The 22,112-nt window shown below is 76.4% G+C and carries 8 protein-coding genes (1 of these 8 only partly in view); 1 reads left to right on the forward strand and 7 read right to left on the reverse strand.

Translation table 11 applies throughout. The annotated features are described in order from the left end of the window. On the forward strand, positions 1-2,316 hold the full coding sequence (locus tag ACSDG8_RS04175) for a lantibiotic dehydratase (protein ID WP_439427667.1): 2,316 nt from the start codon (positions 1-3) through the stop codon (positions 2,314-2,316). Here ACSDG8_RS04175 and ACSDG8_RS04180 read toward each other — a convergent pair. The 7 genes in view from ACSDG8_RS04180 to ACSDG8_RS04210 are tightly spaced (each overlapping or abutting the next) and all read right to left on the reverse strand, a layout consistent with a single transcriptional unit that may run on beyond the window. Beyond that, positions 2,284-7,584 (reverse strand): non-ribosomal peptide synthetase/MFS transporter, encoded by a 5,301-nt coding sequence (locus ACSDG8_RS04180; RefSeq protein WP_210891015.1) that lies wholly within the window; start codon positions 7,582-7,584, stop codon positions 2,284-2,286. The two genes, ACSDG8_RS04175 and ACSDG8_RS04180, sit on opposite strands and share 33 nt — an antisense overlap. After that, positions 7,581-11,918: a type I polyketide synthase gene (locus ACSDG8_RS04185; RefSeq protein WP_210891013.1), complete on the reverse strand. Its 4,338-nt coding sequence runs from the start codon at positions 11,916-11,918 to the stop codon at positions 7,581-7,583. The genes ACSDG8_RS04180 and ACSDG8_RS04185 overlap by 4 nt, the downstream gene beginning before the upstream one ends. Then, positions 11,915-14,230 (reverse strand): lantibiotic dehydratase, encoded by a 2,316-nt coding sequence (locus ACSDG8_RS04190; protein WP_439427668.1) that lies wholly within the window; start codon positions 14,228-14,230, stop codon positions 11,915-11,917. The genes ACSDG8_RS04185 and ACSDG8_RS04190 overlap by 4 nt, the downstream gene beginning before the upstream one ends. Then, positions 14,227-17,706 carry a non-ribosomal peptide synthetase gene (locus ACSDG8_RS04195; RefSeq protein WP_210891002.1) on the reverse strand — a complete coding sequence of 1,160 codons (3,480 nt, stop codon included), beginning with the start codon at positions 17,704-17,706 and terminating at the stop codon, positions 14,227-14,229. The genes ACSDG8_RS04190 and ACSDG8_RS04195 overlap by 4 nt, the downstream gene beginning before the upstream one ends. Further along, positions 17,703-19,352 (reverse strand): beta-ketoacyl synthase N-terminal-like domain-containing protein, encoded by a 1,650-nt coding sequence (locus tag ACSDG8_RS04200; RefSeq protein ID WP_210891000.1) that lies wholly within the window; start codon positions 19,350-19,352, stop codon positions 17,703-17,705. Before ACSDG8_RS04200 ends, ACSDG8_RS04195 begins: the two co-directional genes overlap by 4 nt. After that, positions 19,349-21,712 carry a non-ribosomal peptide synthetase gene (locus ACSDG8_RS04205; RefSeq protein WP_210890998.1) on the reverse strand — a complete coding sequence of 788 codons (2,364 nt, stop codon included), beginning with the start codon at positions 21,710-21,712 and terminating at the stop codon, positions 19,349-19,351. The genes ACSDG8_RS04200 and ACSDG8_RS04205 overlap by 4 nt, the downstream gene beginning before the upstream one ends. Then, positions 21,709-22,112 carry the 3' end of a DUF6002 family protein gene (locus ACSDG8_RS04210; protein ID WP_210890996.1) on the reverse strand. The gene runs 952 nt beyond the window's last position, so 404 of the gene's 1,356 nt are visible here — the last part of the coding sequence; its start codon lies beyond the right edge, outside the window; the stop codon is at positions 21,709-21,711. The genes ACSDG8_RS04205 and ACSDG8_RS04210 overlap by 4 nt, the downstream gene beginning before the upstream one ends.

The following is a 22,112-nucleotide window of genomic DNA, read 5'->3' on the forward strand; positions in this document are numbered from 1 at the left end:
ATGCCCCGAGAGCATCTCACGTCCCTGCCCGGAACCCCTTGGCACGTATGGCGTTCCGCGTTGCTCCGGTCGGCCGGTTTTCCGGCCGACGGGATGAGCCGGTTCGCCGCTCCGGCGCTCGCCGAGGCGGCCGACCGGCACCTGCGCGGGGACGGCGACGCCGCGGAGTTCGCTGCGGCGTTCGACGCCGCCGCGGCCGACCTCGGGCAGGCGGTCTACGACATCGCCTGCGACGACGCCTTCCGTACGGCGCTGACCTGGCAGAACCCGGCGGTCCTGCTCGCCGTCGACGCGATCCGGCGCGACGGCCCGCACGCCCCGCGCAACCTGCGCCGGCGGCACCGGGAGGAGGTCGTCGCGAAGTACTGGCAGCGGTACTGCCTGAAGAACGACACGGTGGGCTTCTTCGGCCCGATCTGCTGGACCGAGCTGGGCGGCAGCGGTCCGATCGCGACGGTGCGTCGCGGCGCGGCGTTGACGCGTACCCGGAAGGTGTTCCTGGAGCGGTGGGGCCTGGACGCGCTCGCGGAGGCCCTCGCCCGCGTGCCCGGCGTGCGGGACTGGCTGCCGGTGCGGCTCGCCCCGCACCTGAGCCTGCGCGGCCGCGTGCTGCGGCACCCGCACCATCCGCCGCAGACACTTCCGGCGGCGACCGCCGCGCTGCTCACGCTGGCGCGGCCCGGACCGCGCGTTGCCGGCCTGGTCGCCGCGCTGCTCGCGGACCCGGCGAGCGGCTTCCGCCGGGCCGCTGACGTGCACGCGCAGCTCGACGACCTGGCCGGGCGCGGCGTGCTGCGGATCGGCTTCGACCTGCCGGTCGACCTCACCGCCGAGGACGCGTTGCGCGAGCAGCTCGCCGCGATCGGCGACGACACGGTCCGCGAGCGGGTGCTCGGTGACCTGGCCACGGTGAGCGACCTGCGCGACGCGGTGGCCGCCGCCGACAGCCCGGACGCGCTGGCCGCCGCGATGGCCGCGTTGGACCGGCGGTTCGTGGAACTGACCGGCCGGGACGCGCGGCAGCAGCCGGGCGAGGTGTACGCCGGGCGCACGCTGTGCCACCTGGAGACGGTCCGCGACCTGGACGTCCGCTTCGGTGACGCGCTGCTGGCACGGCTCGCGCCGCTGGAACCGCTGCTGCTGTCAGCGCGGTGGCTGACCGCGGCGATCGGGCAGGCGTACGCCGACGCGCTGGCCGCCCTGTACCGCGACCTGGCGGCGGAGTCGGCCACCGCGGACGTGCCGGTGGCCGACCTGTGGTTCCTGGCGCAGGCGGTGGTGTTCGGGGCGGATCCGCCCGCCGACGCCGTCACCGCCGAGTTCCTGGACCGGTGGTCGACGGTGCTCGGCCTGGCCGACGCCGACTCCGACGCCCGGGAGCTGCGGTTCGACGCCGTCGCGCTGACCGAGCGGGTCGCCGCCGCGTTCCCCGCCGACGCGCCCGGCTGGGCCGCCGCCCGCATCCACAGCCCGGACGTGCACGTGTGCGCCCCGGACGAGGCGGCGCTGCTGCGCGGGGACTTCACAGTCGTGCTCGGCGAGCTGCACGTGGCCCTGGCCGCGTTCGACACGCACTTCTTCGCGTACGGGCACCCGGACCCGCAGCGGCTGCGCGACGGGATGCGCGCCGACCTGCCCGGCGGCCGGGTGCGGCTGCTGCCGCCGGTGGACTGGCCCCGGCACACCGCCCGGATCGCGGAGTGGCTGCACGGGCCCGCCGACGCCCAGCTCGGGTTCGTCAGCGCTCCCGGCGCCGACCCGGACCGCCTCGTGCCGATCACGACCCTGACCGTGCGGCCGGACGACGACGGCACCCTTTGCGCGCACGCCGACGACGGGCGGCGGTGGCCGCTCCTGGAAGTGTTCGCGCCGCTGTTCGACTACCAGGTGTTCGACACGTGGAAGCTGGCCGGCAACGCCGGGCGCACGCCGCGCGTCACCGTCGACGACCTGGTGCTGGTCCGCGAGACGTGGCGCACCACTGTGGGCGAGACCGGCCTGCACACGGTCAAGGGCGAGCGGGAACGCTACCTTGCGGTACGGCGCTGGCGGCTCGCGCTCGGCCTGCCCGAGCGGATCTTCGTGCGGGTCGACACCGAACTCAAACCCAGCTACGTGGACCTGAGCAGCGGCGTCTACACCCGGCTGCTGTGCACGCTGCTGCGCGGCGCGCACGCCAAGGGCGGCGACGGCGTCGGACTCACAGTCACCGAGCTGCTGCCCGGCCCGGACGACGCCTGGCTGACCGACGGGGCCGGCCGGGCGTACGCCTCGGAACTGCGGCTACAGATCGTCGACCCGGCGCAGGTGCGGTAGCCACTCGGTGGCGTCCGCCGGCGCGTCGGGGGTCTCGGTGTCGAACAGGCGCAGCCGGCGTACGCCGTAGGCGCCGAGCGCCACCACGGCCAGGGCCAGCCCGGACACCACGAACGCGAACCCGAGTCCCCGGCCGGGGCCGGTGCCGATCAGCGCGCCGACGCTGCCGGCCAGCGCGCCGCCGGGGGCGAACATCGGCTCCAGCAGCGACCCGCTCAGCGGCACCAGCACGGCGAAGCCCAGCGGCAGCGTCGCCCAGGTCAGCGTCTGGATGATCGCCAGCACCCGGCCGTGGAACCGCTGCGGCACCTTCACCTGGATGATCGACAGGTAGATGCCGTTGTGCAGGCCCAGGCCCAGCCCCACGCCGAAGCTGCCGAGCGCCACCAGCAGCAGGCTCGGGCGGACGCCGCTGAGCACCAGGCTGACCGCCACGCCGAACGCGATGGCGATCAGCGCGGGCATCCGGCGCCGGGTCGGGCCGCCCCACACCGCGATGGCGAGTCCGCCGAGGACGGCGCCGAGCGCCTCGGCGAACGCCACGGTGCCGACCTGGCCCATCGTGCCGAACGCGAGCACCATCGGCGGCACCAGCAGCAGGCTCGCCAGGCACAGGTTGTAGAGCGAGAAGAAGCCCAGCATGGCCCGGAAGCCCGGCTCGGCCCACGTCATCCGCGCGCCGCCGATCAGCTCGGCCAGGAACGGCTCCTTGCGCCGCCGGCCGAGCAGGTCGGGGAACCGCACCGCGACCAGCACACCGATCGCCACCACGTAGCTGACGATGTCGATCACCAGGACGCCGGCCAGGCCGATCGCGGCGAGCAGGCCCGCAGCCAGCAGCGGCACCGCGAGCGAGCTGAGCCCGACCGCGAGCTGCGCGATGCCGTTGGCGTGCCCCAGATAGCGCTTCGGCACCACCTGCGGGATCGCGGCCAGGTAGGTGATGCGTTGGAACACCGACGCCGCGCCGAGCACGCACACCAGCGTATAGACGGCCGCCAGCCCCAGCCGGTCGGTCCACAGCAGCAGCGCCAGCAGCGCCTCCGCTGTCACCGCCGTCGCGCAGGCTGCCAGCAGCACCCGGCGCCTGTCGAACCGGTCCGCGACCGCGCCGGCGACCGGCAGCGTCAGCAGCGCCGGCAGGTACGCGATCACCCCGGACAGGCCGAACCACAGCATCGACCCGGTCTCCAGGTAGACCCAGACCGGCACCGCCCACTGGGTCAGCGCCGACCCGGTCGACGAGATGAGCTGGCTGGCGGTGATGGCCAGAAACCGGCGTACGCCCGGTTGCACGCCGGTCTCGGCGGTGACCGGATCGGTGCTGGTGGCCGCCAGTGCCCAGCCGTCACCCTGTCGCGGCGCGGCGGACGGCTCGGCGAGCCGGGGATGGGTACGGGTGAGCACCTCGGCGAGCGCCTCGGCCCGCTGCTTGACGAAGTAGTGCCCGGCCTCGTCCAGCACCACGAGCGCGGTGGACTCGCCGAGGAAGCTCCACTCGCGGTACCGCTCCTCGTAGTACTCGGTCAGCACGTCGTGGGTGCCGACGACGGAGATCACCGGTGCGGGCACCCGGACCGGTTCGCCGTCCAGCCACTCGGTGAACCGCTCCTGCGCCTCGGCGGCCTCCCGGCGTACGTGGTGCACGAACCGGTCGACCTGCGCCTGGTCCAGGTCTGCAAGTTCCGCGCCGATCGAGCGCAGGAACGTCTCGTACCGCCGGTCGGCGCCCCGGGAGTCGGCCCAGTCGACGAGCCGGCCGAGCATGTTGCCCGGGCGGGCGGTCGGGAACACGCCCCCGGCGTAGATCGCCTCGATCGGGCGCCCCCGCTCGTGCAGCCGCCGGGCGATGCCGGTCAGCAGCGCGCCGCCGACGCAGTGGCCGTACAGGACCAGCGGGCCGTCCACTCGCTCCTGGATCTCGGCCACGCACCGCTCGACCAGCTCGTCGAAGGGCAGCTCGGTGTCACGGACGCCGACGTCGTGGCCGGGGATCGCCACGGAGAACAGCGTGTGCCCGGCCGGCAGCGCGTCCGCGAGCGGCTGGTAGATGCTGGCGAGCCCGCCGCCGTAGGGCACGCACACGTACGAGCGCACCCGCTGGTCCGCCGGGACCGGCCGGGTCAGCTCGTACAGCAGCGGGCGCTGCCGCTCCTGGTCCGCCGGGGCGTCGATCAGCGCGGCCAGCCCCTGCACCGTCGGGTGCGCGAACACGTCCATCACGCCGACGTCGACCTGCCCGTACGCCTCGCGCAGCAGCGCCAGCATCCGGATCGCCAGCAGCGAGTGCCCGCCCAGCTCGAAGAAGTCGTCGTCCAGGCCGACCTCGGGCACGCCGAGTACGTCGCGCCAGGTGGCGGCCACCGTCTGCTCGACCGGGGTCACCGGCGGACGGCGCTGCGCGGGGGCGACGCCGGACGAGGGTGCGGGCAGCGCGGCGGTGTCGAGTTTGCCGTTGGCGGACAGCGGCAGCGCGTCGAGCGTCACGAACGCCGACGGCACCATGTACTCGGGCAGCCGCCGCTTCAGCGCCGCCCGCAGCTCCGCCGGGTCCGGGGCCTCGCCCGTCAGGTACGCCACGAGGCGCTGCTCGGCGGGCGTGGCGCCGCGCACGACGACGGCGGCGGAGCCGACGCCGGGCTGTTCGCGCAGCACCGCGGCGATCTCCCCCAGCTCGATCCGCAGGCCCCGCAGTTTCACCTGGTCGTCGATGCGGCCGAGGAACTCCAGCGTCCCGTCGGTACGCCACCGGGCCAGGTCGCCGGTGACGTACAGCCGGCCGCCGGGCTCGCCGAACGGGTCGGGGACGAACGCGCCCGCGGTGAGTCCGGGGCGGTTCAGGTAGCCGCGGGCCACCTGCACGCCGCCGAGGTGCAGCTGTCCGGCCACGCCGGCCGGCACCGGGCGCATCGCCTCGTCGAGCACGTACGTGCGGACGTTGCGGATCGGCCCGCCGATCGGCACCCGGGTCAGGCCGGTCAGCGCGTCGGGCGTGGCCGCCCAGGCGGTGACGTCGATCGCCGCCTCGGTCGGTCCGTACAGGTTGTGCAGCGCCGCGGACGGGATCGCGGCCACGGCGCGGCGGGCCAGGTCGGCGGGCAGTTCCTCGCCGCTGCACACGATCCGCCGCAGCGACCCGCAGCGGGCCGGGTCGGCCGGGCCGGCGGTGGACAGGAACGCGTCGAGCATCGACGGCACGAAGTGGACCGTGGTGATCCGTTCCCGTTCGATCAGCTCCCGCAGGTACGCCGGGTCGCGGTGCCCGCCCGGCGCGGCGAGCACCAGCCGCGCGCCCACGAGCAGCGGCCAGAACACCTCCCACACCGACACGTCGAACCCGATCGGTGTCTTGTGCAGCACCGCGTCGTCCGGTCCGAGCGCGAAGGCGTCCTGCATCCAGTCGAGCCGGTTGACGATCGCCGCGTGCTCGTTGACCACGCCCTTCGGGCGCCCGGTGGAGCCCGACGTGTAGATCACGTACGCCGCGTTCCCCGGTCCGGCGGCAGTGCCGGCGGCGGTGGGCGGCCGGTCCGGCGCGGTCAGCGGCAGCACGGTGCCCGGGACGGTCAGCCCGTCCGGCAGGTCGTCGGCCAGCAGCACCCCGGCGCCGGCGTCGGCGAGCATGAAGGCCAGCCGCTGCGGCGGGTGGTCCGGGTCCAGCGGCAGGTACGCCGCGCCGGCCCGGTGGATGCCGAGCAGTCCGGCGATCAGGCGGCGGGAGCGGGGCTCGTGGATCGCGACCACCGACTCCGGTCCCACACCGTGCGCGACCAGCCGCGACGCCACCTGCCCGGCGGCGTCGGACAACTGCCCGTACGTCGTCCGGGTGTCGCCGTCGACCAGCGCGACCGCGTCCGGCGTGCGCCGGGCCTGGGCGTCGAACAGCTCCGCCAGCGTGGTCCGGCGCACCGGGGCGGCGGTGGCGTTCCAGCCGGTCACGACCGCCGCGTGCTCGGCGTCCGGCATGACCGGCAGCGCGCTCACCCGGGTCCGGGGCGCCGCCACGGCGGCGGCGAACAACAGCAGGTAGCGGTCCGCGAACGCCTCCATCGCGGCACGCTCGAACAGCGCGGTGCGGTACTCCAGCCGCAGTTCGTCCCCGGCGATCTCCAGCGACAGGTCGTCCATGGCGCCGCCGAACGCCTCGCCCCGGCCGGTGGGCAGGTGGTGGAACGTGAGCTGGTAGAGCGGCGGCACGCCCGGGTCGCGCCGTACCGCCAGCTCCTCGACGAGCTTCTGGAACGGCATGTCCTGGTGGTCCCAGGCGTCGAGCACGACCCGGCGGACCCGGCGGACGAGGGTCAGGAACGGTGGATCGCCCGACACGTCGACGCGCAGCACCAGCATGTTCATGAACATGCCGAGCAGCGGTTCCAGCTCGGCCCGGTCCCGGCCGGCCACCGGCATGCCGACCACCACGTCGTCGCTCCCGGACAGCCGGTGCAGCAGCGCCACGTAGGCGGCCAGCTGCACCATGAACGGGGTCGCGGCGGCCTGCTGGGACAGCTCCGGCAGCGCCGCCGTCACGGGCCCGGGCAGCGTCCGGCGGACGTCGGCGCCGTCGAACGTGAGCGTCGCCGGGCGCGGCCGGTCGGTGGTCAGCGCGTGCACGGCGGGCAGGCCGGTCAGCGCCTCCCGCCAGTGGTCGCGCAGCTCGTCCCACCGGGGGCCGTCGAGGCGGTCGCGTTCCCAGGCCGCGTAGTCGGCGTACTGGATCGGCAGTTCGGGCAGGTCCGGCGCGCGGCCGGCGACGGCGGCGGCGCACAGCTCGGTCAGCTCGGCGCGCAGGTGGAGCAGGGACGTGCCGTCGAGGACGACGTGGTGCCCGGCGAACAGCAGCCACCAGGTGTCCGGGTCGAGCCGCAGAAGCCGGGCCCGCCACAGCGGGGCGGCGTCCATCGGCAGGTCGAGGCGGGCGTACTCGGCGACGATCCGGGCGCGGGCGGCGTCCCGCTCCGGCTCGGGCAGCGCGGAAAGGTCGGTGACCGGCAGCTCCACCGGGACCGTGGGGTGGATGTCCTGGTAGAGCCGTCCGTCGTGCAGGCGCAGCGTGGTGCGCATGGCCTCGTGCCGCTCGGTGACCGTCCGCAGCGCGGCGAGCGCCTGCTCCGGCCCGGCGCCCGCGGGCAGGGTGACCGCGTCGGTCATCGTGAACAGTGGTTGCCCTGGGCTGAGCTGGGCGGTGAACCAGACCCGCTCCTGGGCGTACGAGGCGGGAACGGTGTAGACGTCGTCCACGGGCGTGACGTCGTGGCGCGACTCGGTCATCCCGGCCGTCCCGGTCGGCGCAGGCGCGGGATGGGCGCCTCGGCCGGTGGGGCGGCGCGCAGCGACTCGATCCGGGCGGCCATCGCCGCGACGGTGGGCGCGTCGAACAGCACCCGCATGGACAGCCGGGCGCCCACCGCCTGCCGGATGCGCAGCACCAGCTGCGCGGCCACGAGCGAGGTGCCGCCGAGCCGGAAGAAGTCGTCGTGCGGGCCGACCTCGGCCACGCCCAGCACGTCGCGCCAGATCCGGGCGACGGTGGCGGTGAGGTCGCCGTCGGCGGCGGTCACCGTCGAGGCGGTGGCCGCCGTGGTCGCGGCGAGCCGCCGCTCGTGCCCGGCGACCGCCTCGACCGTGTAGGCGCCGACCGCCACCGTGCCGGTCCGCCCCTCGGCGAGGACCCGGCACGCCGCGCGCACCGCTGCGTCCGGGGCCAGCCCGTCGTGGTCGGGTACGCCCTCCTCCCGCCACGCGCCCCAGGCCACCGACAGCACCGGCGCCCGCCAGCCGTGCGGGCTGCGCGCGTACGCGTCGAGGAACGCGTTGGCGGCCGTGTCGTCGGCGCGGCCCAGGCCACCGGCGAGCGCTGTCACCGAGGAGCTGAGCAGCACGAAGTCGAGCGGCATGTCGCCGAAGACCGCGCGCAGCGCCAGCGTGCCGGTGACCTTCGGCAGCAGTTCGGCGGTCGCCTCGGCCGGCCGCGACCCGGTGGACAGCCCGGTGTCGGGCAGCCGTGCGGCGTGCACGATGCCGTCGAGTCCGCCGAGGTCGTCCTCGATGTCGGCGCGTACCGTCCGCAGCGCGTCCACGTCTGTCACGTCGGCGCGCACGTGGCGGACCTGTGCTCCGGCCCGTTCCAGCGCCTCGACCAGGTCCGGCCGGGCGGTCCGGCCGACCAGCACCAGCCGCGCGCCCCGGCGGGCCAGTTCGGCGGCGAACGCCCCGCCGATCCGGCCCAGTCCGCCGGTGATCAGGTAGCGCCCGCCGTCGCGCGGTGCCGGCCCGGTACGCCGGCGCGCCGGCGCGGCCGTGAACCCGCGTGTCCAGCGGCGCCCGCCCAGCCGCAGCGCGACCGCCTCGGCCCGCTCGGCGCCGAGCAGTTCGTCCGCCAGCGCGTCCCCGCCCGGGTCGGCCGGGTCGGCGTCGACCCAGTGGCAACGCAGGCCCTGGCGTTCCAGCGGCACCGAGCGCACCACTCCGGCGACTGTGGCGTGTTCCGGGCGCAGGAGGTCGGATCCGGTCACGTCGGCCGTCCCGGCGGTCACCACGTCCAGCGCCACGTCGGCGGCCGGCAGTGCCTCCAGCAGCGTCAGCAGCGCGAGGTACCCGTGTTCCTGGGCCGCCGTCACGGCGTCGGCGTCCGGGCCGGCCGGGTCGCCGTCGAGCGCCCACGCGTGCACGATCCGGGCGGCCCGGCCGTCGTCGGCGCACTCGTCGAGCAGGCGCTGGTGGTCGGCGACGCTGGTCGGGCGCAGTCGGTAGCCGTCCGGGCGGACCGCGAAGGCCGGTCCGGGGCGTACCACTGTGACGTCCGCGCCGCGCTCGCGCAGCCGGTCCGCGAGCGCCGTGCCGCGCTCCCCTGCGGCGAACAACAGCAGCGGGCCGGGCGCCTCGACGGGCGCGGCGTCGGGCAGTTGACCCCAGACCGGCACCTCGACCACGCCGTCGTCGTACCGCTCGTCGGTGGCCGGTTCGGCGGGCGCGGCCACCGGCTCCGGGTCGATCCAGTACCGGGCGCGCTGGTACGGGTAGCCGGGCAGCGGCACCCGGCGCGGCGTGCCGGAGGCGGGCAGCCGCACCGGCACCCCGGCCGTCCACAGCCGGCCCGCCGCCTCGTACGCGGTCTGCCTGTCGGTCAGCCGCTCCCCCGGCGCGGGCAGCGTGCGCAGCGGCGCCCGGGCTCCCGCCGGCAGGCTCAGCCGGGCCAGACCGGCGAGCTGCCGGCCGGGGCCGCACTCCAGCAGCAGCCAGTCGTCGGCGGCGCCGGTCGCGGCGAGCGCGGCCACTGTGGCGCCGAACCGCACCGGCCGGCAGAGCTGGTCGGCCCAGTACGCCGGTTCGGTGATCTGCTCGTCGGTGAACGGCGCGGCGGTCGCGGCCGAGAACACCGCCAGGTCCGGCGCCCGGCGCGGCACCGCCGCCACGAGCGCCGCGAACTCGTCGCGCACCGCCGCCAGCAGCGGCACGTGCATCGCGTACGGCGACCGCAGCGGCGTGCAGCCGATGCCGCGTCCGCGCAGGAGGACCTCGGCGGCAGCGACCGGTTCCGGCGCGCCGCCCAGCACGCAGGTGTGCGGGCCGTTGCTGATCGCCACCGCGACGCCGTCGGGCAGCAGCGGCGCGATCTCGTCGGCGCCGCGTTGCACGGCGAGCATCCGGCCCTCCGGCGCGGCCTGCACGAGGCGGCCCCGGGCGGCGGCGAGCCGCAGCGCGTCCGGCAGGTCGAACACCCCGGCGACGGTCGCGGCGACCAGTTCGCCGACGGAGTGGCCGATCATCGCGGCGGGCGTGACGCCCCAGTGCCGCCACAGCGTCGCCAGCGCGTACTCGACGGCGAACAGCGCGGGCTGCGCCACCGCCGGTCCGGCCAGCCGCTCGTCCGCACCAGGTCCGGCGTCGAAGATCATCTCGTTCGCGTCCCAGCCGAGGATCGCGGCGCACTCGTCCACGGCGGCGGCGAACACCGGCTCGGTAGCGGCCAGGTGCGCACCCATGCCGGGGTGCTGCGCGCCCTGGCCGGGCAGGAGCAGACCCACCCGGGGCGGCGTCGCGGCGTCCCCGGCGGCCCGGCGCTTCGGGTCGGTGAGCGCCGCCGCCGCCCGTGCCCGGTCGACAGCGACGACGGCGGCCCGGTGCCGGTACGCCGGCCGGCCCTCCCGCAACGTGTACGCCACGTCGCGCAGCTCCACATCGGGCGCGCCGGTGAGCCGCTCGGCCAGCCGGGCGCCCGCAGCGGCGAGCGCGTCGGGGGTCGCGGCGGACACCTGGAGCAGCTCGCCGCCGCCGTGATCCGGCTCCGGGGGCACACGCGGCGGCGCCTCCTGGAGCACCAGGTGCGCGTTGGTGCCGCCGAGGCCGAGCGAGCTGACGCCGGCCCGCAGCGGTCGCTGGTCCTCCGGCTCCCACTTGGTCAGCGTGGACACCACGTAGAACGGGCTCGCCTCGATGTCGATGTCCGGGTGCGGCCGGTCGTGGTTGACGGTGGGCGGGATGAGCCGGTGCCGCATCGACAGCACGGTCTTGATCAGGCCGATCACGCCGCCGGCCGCGCTGAGGTGACCGATGTTGGCCTTCGTGGAGCCGACCCCGCACCAGCCGCGCTCGGCGGTGCGCCGCCCGTACGCCGTGCTCAGCGCCGCCAGCTCGATCGAGTCGCCGAGGACGGTGCCGGTGCCGTGCGCCTCGACGTACCCGACCGAACGCGGGGCGACGCCGGCCACCGCGAGCGCCTGCGTGACCACCTCCACCTGACCGGTGACGCTCGGCGCGGTGAAGCTCGCCTTGGCCGAGCCGTCGTTGTTCACCGCGTTGCCGATGACCAGCGCCCTGATGTCGTCGCCGTCGGCGAGCGCGTCGGAGAGCCGCTTGAGCACGACCACGCCGACGCCGCTGCCGTAGACGGTGCCGTCGGCGTCCGCGTCGAACGGGCGGCAGTGCCCGTCGGCGGAGGTGTAGCCCTCGTCGGCGACGTACCCGACGCCGTGCGGCAGTTCCACGCACACGCCGCCGGCGAGCGCCGTGTCGCACTCGCCGCTGCGCAGCGCCTCGGCGGCCAGGTGCACCGCGACGAGCGACGACGAGCAGGCGGTCTGCACCGTCATCGCCGGGCCGCGCAGGCCGAGCCGGAACGCGACGGTGCTGGCCAAGTAGTCCGGCTTGTTGCCGAGCGACACGCGCAGCTCACCGGCGTCCGCGAGCGCCCGCGGGTTCCGCCGGACGTTGACCCACTGGTACAGGTCGGCGTTGCCGCCCGCGTACACGCCGATCTCGCCGTCGTAGCGGGCCGGGTCGCAGCCCGCGTCGGTGAGCGCGGCGTGCGCGTGTTCCAGGAACAGCCGCTGCTGCGGGTCGGTCAGCTCCGCGTCGCGGGGGCTCAGCCCGAACAGCTCCGCGTCGAACCGGTCCACGCCGTCGAGCACGGCGGCCACCGGCACGTACGCCGGGTCGTCGAGCTGCTCCGCCGGGACGCCCCGGGCCAGCAGCTCCGCGCGGGTGAACCGGGTGAGCGACTCGGCGCCGACGACCAGGTTGCGCCAGAACTCCTCCGCCGACGCCGCCCCTGGCACGCGCAGGCTGAGCCCGACGATCGCGATCGGCTCCACTGTCTCGTTCACGCCATGACCTCCGGCTCGGCCGAATCGCTGATGTGCAGGCGCAGTTCGCTGACGTAGCGGCGGCCCGCGCGGTCGGGCAGCCACGCCTGCCCGAGCGCGGGCAGCAGCTCCGACACGGTCACCGTCACGTCGTCGCCGCCGGCCCGCCGGGCGGCGCGCAGCAGCAGGCAGAGCCGGTTGGCGTAGAGCGGGCTGGTCAGGTCCACGTAGGTGGGCTTCAGTTCGGTGGCCACCCGGACGAAGACCCGCTCCGGCAGGCCCAGCGCGGCCCGCCAGCGGCGTACCGCGAGGTAGCGCCGCGCCTGGTCGACGGCGTCGACCAGGCCGGTCGCCCCGACAGTGGTGCGCCACGTCTCCCGGGCCAGCACCAGCCGGTCGACAGTCACCCGGGGGCTGTGCGGGCGGTCGGTCATCAGCTTGAACGCGTCACCGGCGTGCACCGCGATCAGGTCGGAGAACACCTCGACCAGCGGCCAGCGCGTGCCGTCCGGGCCGGTCGCCACCAGCACGCCGTCCACCTCGGACACGATCGCGGCGTTCGCCGGCACGAGCCGGTCGCGCGGCGCGCCGGGTGCGTCGGCGAACGCGAGCCGGTGGTCGTCCGGCCCGTGCAGGGACGCGGACAGCCGCCCGCCGACGCGGGGGAAGTCGACCGGGTAGAGCGGGCGCAGCCGCCCCGGGCCCAGGTCGGCCGCGTACGCGCGCCGCAGCCGGTCCAGGTCGGGGTGGCAGTGGGTGAACAGCTCGGCGTTGAACGTGGCGTACGCGGCGTGCAGCTCGCCGAGCACCGCCCCGAACTCGCCGGCGGCCAGCGCCTCGGGTGACTCGGCGAACAGTTGCAGGTCGGGGCTGTGCACCCGGCCCGCGCTCCAGCCGGGGCGGGTCGCCGGGAACCGGTCGGCCACCAGGGGCGCCAGCTCGGCCGCGCCGAACTCCACCCGGGCCGTTCCCCCGGGCAGTCCGGCCAGTCCGAGCACCCGCTCCCAGCGGGCGGCGAACTCGGCCGCGACCCGGTCCACCGGCCGGTCACCGGGCCCGAACAGCGGCCCCTGCGCGACGAACCACAGGTCACCGAGCCGGACCGGCCCGTCGCCGCCGAGGTCGTCGTACAGGTCGCGCAGCGCGTCGCCGTACGCCGTGGCCAGTTCGGCGGTGAGCCAGCGCGCCGCCCGCAGCGGCAGGTCCAGCGCCGGGGCCAGGGAGTCGAGCAGATCGCCGCCGACGGTGAGGTCCACGTCGCGTGCGGTCTCCTCGTGACACAGCGCCCGCCCGGCGTAGTTCTGCCCGGCCCGGCGGCGCGGCGGCAGCCCGGTGAGCGCCGTGAACTCGGCGTCCAGCGCGGACAGCGCGCCGGTGAGCGCGGCCGGGTCACCGGCGGCGTCGGCGACCCGGGTGCGGGCGGCGGCCAGCCGGTCCAGCCCGTCCAGCGCCCGCGCGCGGCACTCCCGGTCACCGATCGCGGCGATCCGCTCCCGCAGGTGCTCCTGCGCGGCGAAGCCCTGCGGCAGGTCGAAGTCCCAGCGCAGCAGCCCTCGCTCGACGAGCTGCGCGAGCAGCAGGAACCCCTCCTCGGCGCGGCGCACGCCGGTCTGCCCGTCGCGCACCAGGTCGTCGACGACGTCCCGAGCCGGGCGGGTGCCGTCGCACCGGCACAGCGCGATCGACTCGCTCAGCGACACCGTTTCCGGGCGCTGGGCCGGCCGGTGCACGACCCGGTCCGCCAGGTGGACGTGCGGCGCCCGGACCGGGGCCAGCCACTGCCGGACCCGCGGGTCGGCGGCCAGCCGGTCCGCGTACGCGGCGAGCGCCCAGTGTTCGAGGTGGACGGCGCGGCGGCGGAGCAGCCCGGGGCCGGGTACGGCGGTGACGCCCGGCGCAGCCGGTGCCACGGTGCCCCAGCACACCGGCCCGAAGAAGCCGATGGTCTCGCACTTGGCGACGTAGCGCTGCCAGTACCCGGCGACGACGTTCTCCCGGCCCCGGCGGCGCACGTTGCGGGCCGCGTCCGGGCCGTCGCGGAGCAGCCCGTCCAGCGCCACGAGCGCTTCCGGGTTCTGCCAGGCGACGGCCTCGCGGAACAGCGGGTCGGCGGCGATCACGCACAGCGCCGCCGACGACGCCCGGACGGCGGTGGCGTACGCGGTGGTGAACGCCGTCTCGTCCAGCTCGCCGGTGAGGTGCCGGTCGGCGGCGTCGGCGCAGTCCGGCGCGGCGAACCGGTCCAGTCCGTCGGCGGGGAACCCGGCGCTGCGCAGCAGCACGTCCCGCCACACCGACCAGCCGGTGTCGCCGAGGGGGACCAGGTACGTCACCGCGGCTCCTCCTCCACCACCGGGCGGCGCTGGACCCGCTGGCGGCGTAGCGCACCCCGGCGCGCCGCGCGTTCCACCGCCTCGTCCTCGGCGTCCTCGCCGGACGAGGGCGCGCTGAGGCTGTCCAGGTGCGCGGCGAGCGCGCGGACGGTCGGGTGGTGGAACAGGTCCACGACCCGCAGGTTCGTGCCGAGCAGCCGGTTGAGCTGCCGTTGCACGACCGCGACCGCGAGCGATCCGCCGCCGACGTCGAAGAAGCTGTCCGTCGCGGCCACCTCCGGTACGCCGAGCACGTCGCACCACACCGAGGCGATCCGCCGCTCGGTGGCGGTGGCCGGGCGGGCGGCGGGCACCCCGGCGCGGCCTCCGGTCCGGTTCACCCGGGCGGCCCGGGGCACGTCGTCGGCCGTTCCGGCCGGGACGGCGGTCCAGGCGGGCAGCTCGGCCACGGGCCGCTCCGGGTCGGCGGCGCCGGCCCGCAGCAACCGCTCGACGTCGGCGAGCACGTCGGTGATCAGGGCCTCGCCGTAGACGTCCGGGTTGAAGACGATCTCCACGCGCAGCCGCCCGTCCCGGGTGATGCCGTAGAGCGTGAGGTCGAACGGTGAGCCGGGCGCGGGCACCGGCACCGGTTCGGCGGCCGGCCCGGCCAGGTCCAGCCGGGGCTCGTCGAACGTGTACATGTTGAACAGCACCTGCACCAGCGGGCTGCGGTCGAGCAGACCGCCCAGCCCGAGGCCGCCGACGATGCGTTCGACAGGTGCCTCCGGGTGGGCGAGCGCGGCGAGCAGTTCCTCCCAGGCGGCGCGGACGTGCGCGGCGAAGCCGGCCCCGGGCGTCGGCCGCAGCCGCAGCGGCGCGATCTCGATGAAGAAGCCGACCATCGCTTCGAAGTCGGCGGCCCGCCGGTCCACAGTGGGTGTGCCGACCACCAGGTCGGGCAGGCCGCTACGCCGGGCCAGCACCAGCGCGAACGCGGCGAGTACGGCGGCCGCCGGGGTCGCGCCGAGCCCGGCGGCGAGGTCGGTGAGCGCGGCAGTGGCGGCCCGGTCCAGCCGGGTACGCACCGTCGCGCTGGTGTACGTCTGTTCGGCCGGCCGGTTCCGCCCTCCGGGGAGTCTCAGCACCACAGGCGCCCCGGTCAGGTGGTCCAGCCACCAGTCGAGGTCGGCGGCGGCGCGACGCCGGGCACGGTCGGCGCGCCACGCCACGTAGTCGCCGTAGGTGGCGGGCAGCGGCGGCAGCGGCGGCCCGTCCCCGAGCGCGGCCCGGTACGCGGCGGCGAGGTCGGCGTAGAACAGCGATTGCGACCAGCCGTCGAACACGGCGTGGTGGGCGTAGACGGCCAGCACGTGCTCGTCGTCGCCGGTGCGGATCAGCTCGGCCCGCCACAGCGTGTCGGTGCCCAGCGCGAACGGCGTGGCGGCGCTCGCCGCGAGGTGGCCGGCGAGATCCGTGCCCGGGGCGAGGTCACGTACCGGCAGCGGCACCGGTGTGCTCGGGTCGGCGACCGCGTACGGTACGCCGTCGCGCTCCGGGATGCGCCAGCGCAGCACCTGCTGGCGGTCCGCGACGGCGGTGAGCGCCGTGGCGAGCGCCGCCACGTCGAGCGGGCCGGTGATCCGTTCGGCGAACGCGACGTTGTACGCCGACGCGGCGGCCGGGAAGTAGCGGTCGAGGAACCACAGCCGCTGCTGCGCCGGGGACAGCGCGGGTGGCCGTCCCCGGACCACCGGGGCCGGGCCGGTTCCGGCGGCGGCGTCGGCACGGGCGGCGATGCCGCGTGGCGTCCGCCCGACCAGCACGTCCTCGATGGCGAGGTCGCGGCCCAGCCGCTCGCGCAGGTCCGCGACCAGCCGCATCGCGGTGATCGAGTGCCCGCCCTGGTGGAAGAAGTCGTCGTCGCGGCCGACCGCGGGCACGTCCAGCAGCGCCGCCCACGCCTGCGCGACGAGGCGCTCGGTGTCGGTGGCGGGCGGCTCGCCGGACGGCACGGGAGCCGGTCCGGCGACGTCGAGCGCGGCCAGCCGCTCGGTGTCGATCTTGCCGTTGATGGTGATCGGCAGCGCGGGCATGGTGTGCATCCGGGCCGGTACGGCGGCGGGCGGCAGCAGCCGGGCGCAGTAGTCGCGCAGCTCGGCAGCGTCCAGGCCGGTCGCCACGTACGCGACGAGTTCCTGACCGCCGGCGCCGGCGCGGACCTGGACGCTGGCCAGGTCGACGTCCGGGTGGCGGCGCAGCACGGCCTCGACCTCGCCCAGCTCGATCCGCTGCCCGCGGATCTTGACCTGCCGGTCGGCCCGGCCGAGGAACTCCAGGCTCCCGTCCGGCAGCCACCGGGCCAGGTCCCCGGTGCGGTAGAGCCGCTCCCCGGGCTTGCCGGAGAACGGGTCCGGGAGGAACCGTTCCGCCGTGCGGGCGGCGTCGAAGAGGTATCCGCGGCCGAGCCCGGGACCGCCGGCGAGCACCTCGCCGATCTCCCCCGGGCCGACCTCGCGCAGCTCGTCGTCGACCAGGTGGATGCGGTGGTTGGCGGCGGGCCGGCCGATCGGGATGGGCCGGGTCCAGTCGCCGCTGCCCTCGAACCAGGTCACCAGCACCGTCGCCTCGGTCGGGCCGTACACGCTGACGAAGCGGCGCCCGCCGGCGGTCCAGCGGCCGACCTGTTCCGGGCCGGTGGCCTCGCCGCCGGTGATGACCAGCCGCACGCCGGGCAGCCGGGCCGGGTCCAGCAACGGCAGAATCGGCGGCGGCAGCACCACCACGTCGACTGCCTGCTCGGCGCAGATCCGGTAGAGCCGGGCCGGGTCGGCCCGCTCGGCGTCACCGGCGAGCACGACTGTGCCCCCGGCGGCGAGCGGGGCGAGCATGTCGACCACCGACGCGTCGAACCCGATCGAGGCGAACGCCAGGCACCGGGTCGCCGCGTCGAACCCGGAGAACTCCGCGATCGCTGTGACCTTCTCGGTCAGCGCCCGGTGCTCGATCACCGCGCCCTTCGGTTGCCCGGTCGACCCGGACGTGAACATCGCGTACGCGGTGGTGCCGAGCGTCGCCGGGGTCGGCTGCCAGAGCGCGGTGCCGGTGGGGACGTCCAGCACGGTCCGGCCGGTGAACGCCTCGGCGGCGGGCGTACCCACGACGACGCGCAGCCGGGCCTCGGCGGCCAGCTCGCGCAACCGGCCGGCCGGCAGCGCCGGGTCGAGCGGGACGTACCCGGCGCCGGCCGCCTGCACGCCGAGCAACGCGACCACCAGGTCCGGTCGGCGGTCCACGCAGACGCCGACGAGGTCGTCCGCGCCGATGCCGTGGCCCCGCAGCGCGGCGGCGAGCGCGGCGGCCCGGCCGACCAGGTCGGCGTAGCTGAGCGTCACGTCGCCCTGCACCACGGCCGGCGCGCCGGGACGCCGCCGGGCGTGCGCCGCGACCAGGTCGGGCAGGCACACCTCGGGGTAGGGCAGCTCGGGACCGGTCATCGTCGTGCCTCGATCCAGTGCCGGGTCCGCCGGAACGGGTAGCCGGGCAGCGGCACCCGCCGCCCCGGCGGCACGGGCAGGTCGGCGCCGGCGCGCCAGGCGCGGACGGCCTCGTCGCCGTCGACCGGGTCGCCGGCCGCGAGCGCGGTCAATCCGGCCACCGCCTCCCCGGCGTGGGCGCAGGCGACCGCGTCCCGGTACGCCAGCCGCCGCCGTCCCACCGCGAGCGTGTGCGCCACGTCGGCCACCGCCAGGTCGCCGTCGGCCAGCCGGACGGCCAGCCGGGCGGCCAGTTCCCGCAGCGCCACCGGGCTGCCCGCGGACAGTCCCAGCAGCACCGAGCCGGGCGCCCCGGCGTCCGGCTCGTCCGCCGCGGGCGCGGGCTCGACCAGCACGTGCGCGTTGGTGCCGCCGAGGCCGAACGAGCTGACGCCCGCGCGCCGCTCCCCGGCCCACGGCCGGGTCTGCGCGTCCACCTCGGCGCCCGCGGCGGCCAGGTCGACGTCGTCGTGCGCGGTGGTGAAGTGCGCGGTACCCGGCACCTGCCCGGTGCGGACCGCGTACACGGCCTTGATCAGGGAGATCACGCCCGCCGCGGCGTCCAGGTTGCCGAGGTTGCCCTTGACCGAGCCGAGCAGCAGCGGAGCGCGGGCGCCCCGGCGTACCCGGGCCAGCGCGTCCACCTCGATCGCGTCGCCCACCGGCGTGCCGGTGCCGTGCCCCTCCAGGTAGCCCACGTCGGCCGCGTCCCAGCCGACCGACGCCAGCGCCTCCGCCATCACCGCCGCCTGGCCGGACACGCCCGGCACGGTGAAGCCGGGCCGGTCGGCGCCGTCGTTGTTCACCGCCCACCCGGCGAGCACTGCGTACACGTGGTCGCCGTCGGCGCGGGCGTCGGCGAGCCGCTTCAGCACCACCGCCCCGGCGCCGTTGCCGAACACCTGCCCGGTGGCGGCGGTGTCGTACGGGCGGCACACCCCGTCGGTGGCCAGCAGCCCGCCCGGCCGCAGCCGGTACCCGGCCTGCCGGGTGGACACCACCGCCGCGCCGCCCGCTATCGCCACGTCGCAGCGGTAGTCCAGCAGGCTCTGCCCGGCCTGGCACACCGCGACGAGCGAGGTCGAGCAGGCGGTCTGGACCGCCACGGCCGGGCCGGACAGCCCCAGCGCGAACGCGGTCCGCGTCGGCAGGTAGTCGCAGCCGGACCCGGTCAGCGCGTCGTCCCAGTCCTCGGCGAGCGTGCCCGCCGCCGGTGCCAGCGCGGGGTTGCCCAGCAGGTGGTGGTGCAGGTAGCGATTGGGCGCGCAGCCGGCGAACACGCCGATCTGGGCCGGGTCCCGATCCGGATCGATCCCGGCGTCCTCGAGGGCGTGCCAGGCGACCTCCAGGAACAGCCGGTGCTGCGGGTCGAGCAGCGCCGCCGCCACGGCGGGATAGCCGAACAGGTCCGCGTCGAAACCCTCCAGGTCGTCGAGCCGGCCGAACGCCGGTACCCAGCCCGGTCCGCCCGGCGCGCCCTCGCCGGCCGGGGTCCGGCGCACCGAGTCCACCCCGGACAGCAGGTTGCGCCACAGCGCCGGCGCGTCGTCCGCGCCGGGGACCCGGCAGGACAGGCCCACCACCGCGATCCGGTCGTCCTCGCTCACGCCCTTCCCTCCCCGCCGCCGGCGGCCCGCGCGGCGGCGCGGCGGGCCATCCGGCGTCCGACCGCGGTCAGCCGGCCGTCCTCCGGTACGCCCGAAGCGTCCCCGGCCGACTCCAGGTGGGCGGCCAGCGCCGCCACGGTCGGGAACTCCACCAGCCGGGCCAGCGGCACCCGGCGGCCGAGGTGTTCCTCCAGGTACCCCTGCACCAGGGCGAGCTGGAGCGAGTGCCCGCCCGCCTCGAAGAAGTTCACCAGGCGGTCCACCGTGGGTAGTCCGAGCACCGTGCACCAGCCCGCCGCGATGGTCTGCTCGACCGGCCCGGCCGGCGGTCCCCCGGCATCCGGGCGGCCGGAGGCCGGCTGCCCCGCGTGCGGCCCTGCGGCGTCCTGGCGGCCGGCGTCCGGGTCGGGCAGGGCGGCCTGGTCGAGCTTGCCGGTCGGGCCGATCGGCAGCTCCGGCACCGCCACCACCGTCCGGGGCACCATGAAGTCCGGCAGCACGGCGGCCAGCCGTTCCCGCAGCGCCAGCGGCTCGACGACCGTCCTGGCGGCACCGACCACGTACGCGACGACCTCCTGCTCGCCCGCGCCGGACGCGCCGCGCCGCGCCACCACCGCCGCGTGGGCCACCCCCGGCAGCGCCGCCAGGCACGCCTCGATCTCGCCCAGCTCCACCCGGTAGCCGCGGATCTTCACCATCCGGTCGCCGCGGCCCAGGTAGACGAGCATGCCGTCGGGCAGCCGCCGCGCGACGTCACCGGTCCGGTACGCGCGCACCCCGTCGTGCTCGGTGAACCGGGCCGCGGTCAGCTCCGGCAGGCCCAGATATCCGAGCGCGACGTACGGGGTCCGCACGACCACCTCGCCGGTGAGGCAGGCCGGGCGTCCGGCCGGGTCGGTCAGCACCACCTCGACGCCCGGCAGCGGGTGCCCGATCGGCACGACTGCCCGCCCCGGGTCGGCGTCCGGCGGCAGGTGGTGCTGCGCGGCGAAGCTGATCTCGGTGGTGCCGTACCCGTTGACGAACACCACACCCGGCGCGAACGCCCGCCGGGCCAGCGCCACGTCGTGCCGGGTGACCTCCTCGCCGCCGAGCACGACCGCGCGGACCGACGGCAGCCGCCCGTGCTCGCCGAGGCTCGCCACCACGTACCGGAAGACGGTCGGGGTGGAGTGGTAGACGGTGACGCCCCGGTCGGCGAGCGCACCGGTGAGGTGGCCGAGGCCGTGCGTGCGGACGTCGACCGGGACGGCGGCGGCGCCGGACAGCAGCGCGCCGAACGTGTCGGTGACCGCCATGTCGTAGCCGAACGAGGTGAGCACGCTCGTGCGGTCGTCCGGCCGCATGGCGAAGTTGCGCACGTGGTTGCGGACGCCGAACAGCACGTTGCGGTGGCTCTGCACCACGCCCTTCGGCTTCCCGGTGGACCCGGAGGTGTAGAGCACGTACGCCGGGTCGTCCGGGCGCGCGGGCCCGGCCGGCACCGGCACGCCGGGATCGCCCCGACGCAACGACACGACAGGCAGCTCCAGCCCGGCGTCGGCCGCGAGCGCGGCGGCCCGCTCCCGGTGGCCGGGGTCCGCGACGATCGCCCGGACGCCTGCGTCGCGCAGCATCGCGGCCAGCCGGGCCGCCGGGTACGCCGGGTCGAGCGGCACGTACGGCGACCCCGACGCCAGCGCCGCCAGGATGCCGGTGATCGTGGCGACGCCGTGGCGGCACAGCACCGCCACCGGCGCCGTGACGTCACCCGGCCCGGCCAGCGCTTCGGCGGTCGCGGCGACTGCCGCGCCGAGTTCCCGGTAGGTCACCGTCGCGTCGTCGGCGAGCACCGCCGGCCTTTCCGGGTACGCCCGCACCGCCGCGGCGAAGGCGGCCGGGACGGTGTCGCCGCGGACCCGATCGGCCTCGGTGCCGTCGCCACCGTGCAGCCGCCACAGGTCCGGCGCCCGACGCCGCTCGTAGCGAGCCGACGGCAGCAACCCCGCCGACGAGGCGTCCGGGTCCAGCGTGGACAGGACGTCGGCCAGGTCGGCGCGGAGGTCGTCGGCGTACGCGGCGGGCAGCCCGGACACGGTGACGCCGGCCAGGTCGGCGCTCACCTCGACGGTGGCGTCGACCGGGTGGTCCGGCGGCGCCGGGCACAGCGACCGGCACAACTCCCGGATCGGCGCGTCGGCGGTCAGGTCGAGCGTCACCGGGTCGTCGCCGTGCCGCAGCGTCACCGCGGGGGCTCCGGTGTACCGCCGTACCAGCAGGGCGGTGGCGGTGAGGACGACGGCGGCCGGGTCGACGCCCGCGGCGCGCGCCCCGGCGGCGAGCCGCTCCGGCAGGCCGAGCGGCTGCGGAGACGGGCTCACCGCTGGTCCAGGACGGCGGCGACCACGTCGGCGAGCGTGGACACCTCGGCGTCGGCCTCGGCGATCCGGAAGTCGTCGCAGTAGCTGCCGGTGCCGTGCACCACGATCTCGTGCCCGGCCGGCACCAGGCCCCGGTCGACGGCGTTGCAGACGCCGGTCAGCGCCATCAGGATCGACCACTCCCGCAGCCGGGCCGGGTCCTCCGGCAGCGTCAGGCCGGCGTCGGCGAGCCACTGCCGGGCGACCGGATAGCGCCGCACACACTCGCGCCGCGACACCACGATGCCGTCGCCGCCGTGCTGCCGCACGAGCGCGTTCATGGCCGTGGAGGTCACCGGGCGGTGGGTGTAGAACGTCGGGTCGAGCACCTCGGCCGGGTCGTCGGTGACGGCCGGGAAGC

The organism is Micromonospora sp. LA-10, from assembly GCF_051853095.1.
GTDB lineage: Bacteria > Actinomycetota > Actinomycetes > Mycobacteriales > Micromonosporaceae > Micromonospora > Micromonospora echinospora_A.

Bases quoted from the DNA above. Each gene is read 5' to 3' on its own strand.
- ACSDG8_RS04175 (WP_439427667.1), top strand. From the start codon at position 1: ATGCCCCGAGAGCATCTCACGTCCCTGCCCGGAACCCCTTGGCACGTA.
- ACSDG8_RS04180 (WP_210891015.1), bottom strand. From the start codon at position 7,584: ATGACCGAGTCGCGCCACGACGTCACGCCCGTGGACGACGTCTACACC.
- ACSDG8_RS04195 (WP_210891002.1), bottom strand. From the start codon at position 17,706: ATGACCGGTCCCGAGCTGCCCTACCCCGAGGTGTGCCTGCCCGACCTG.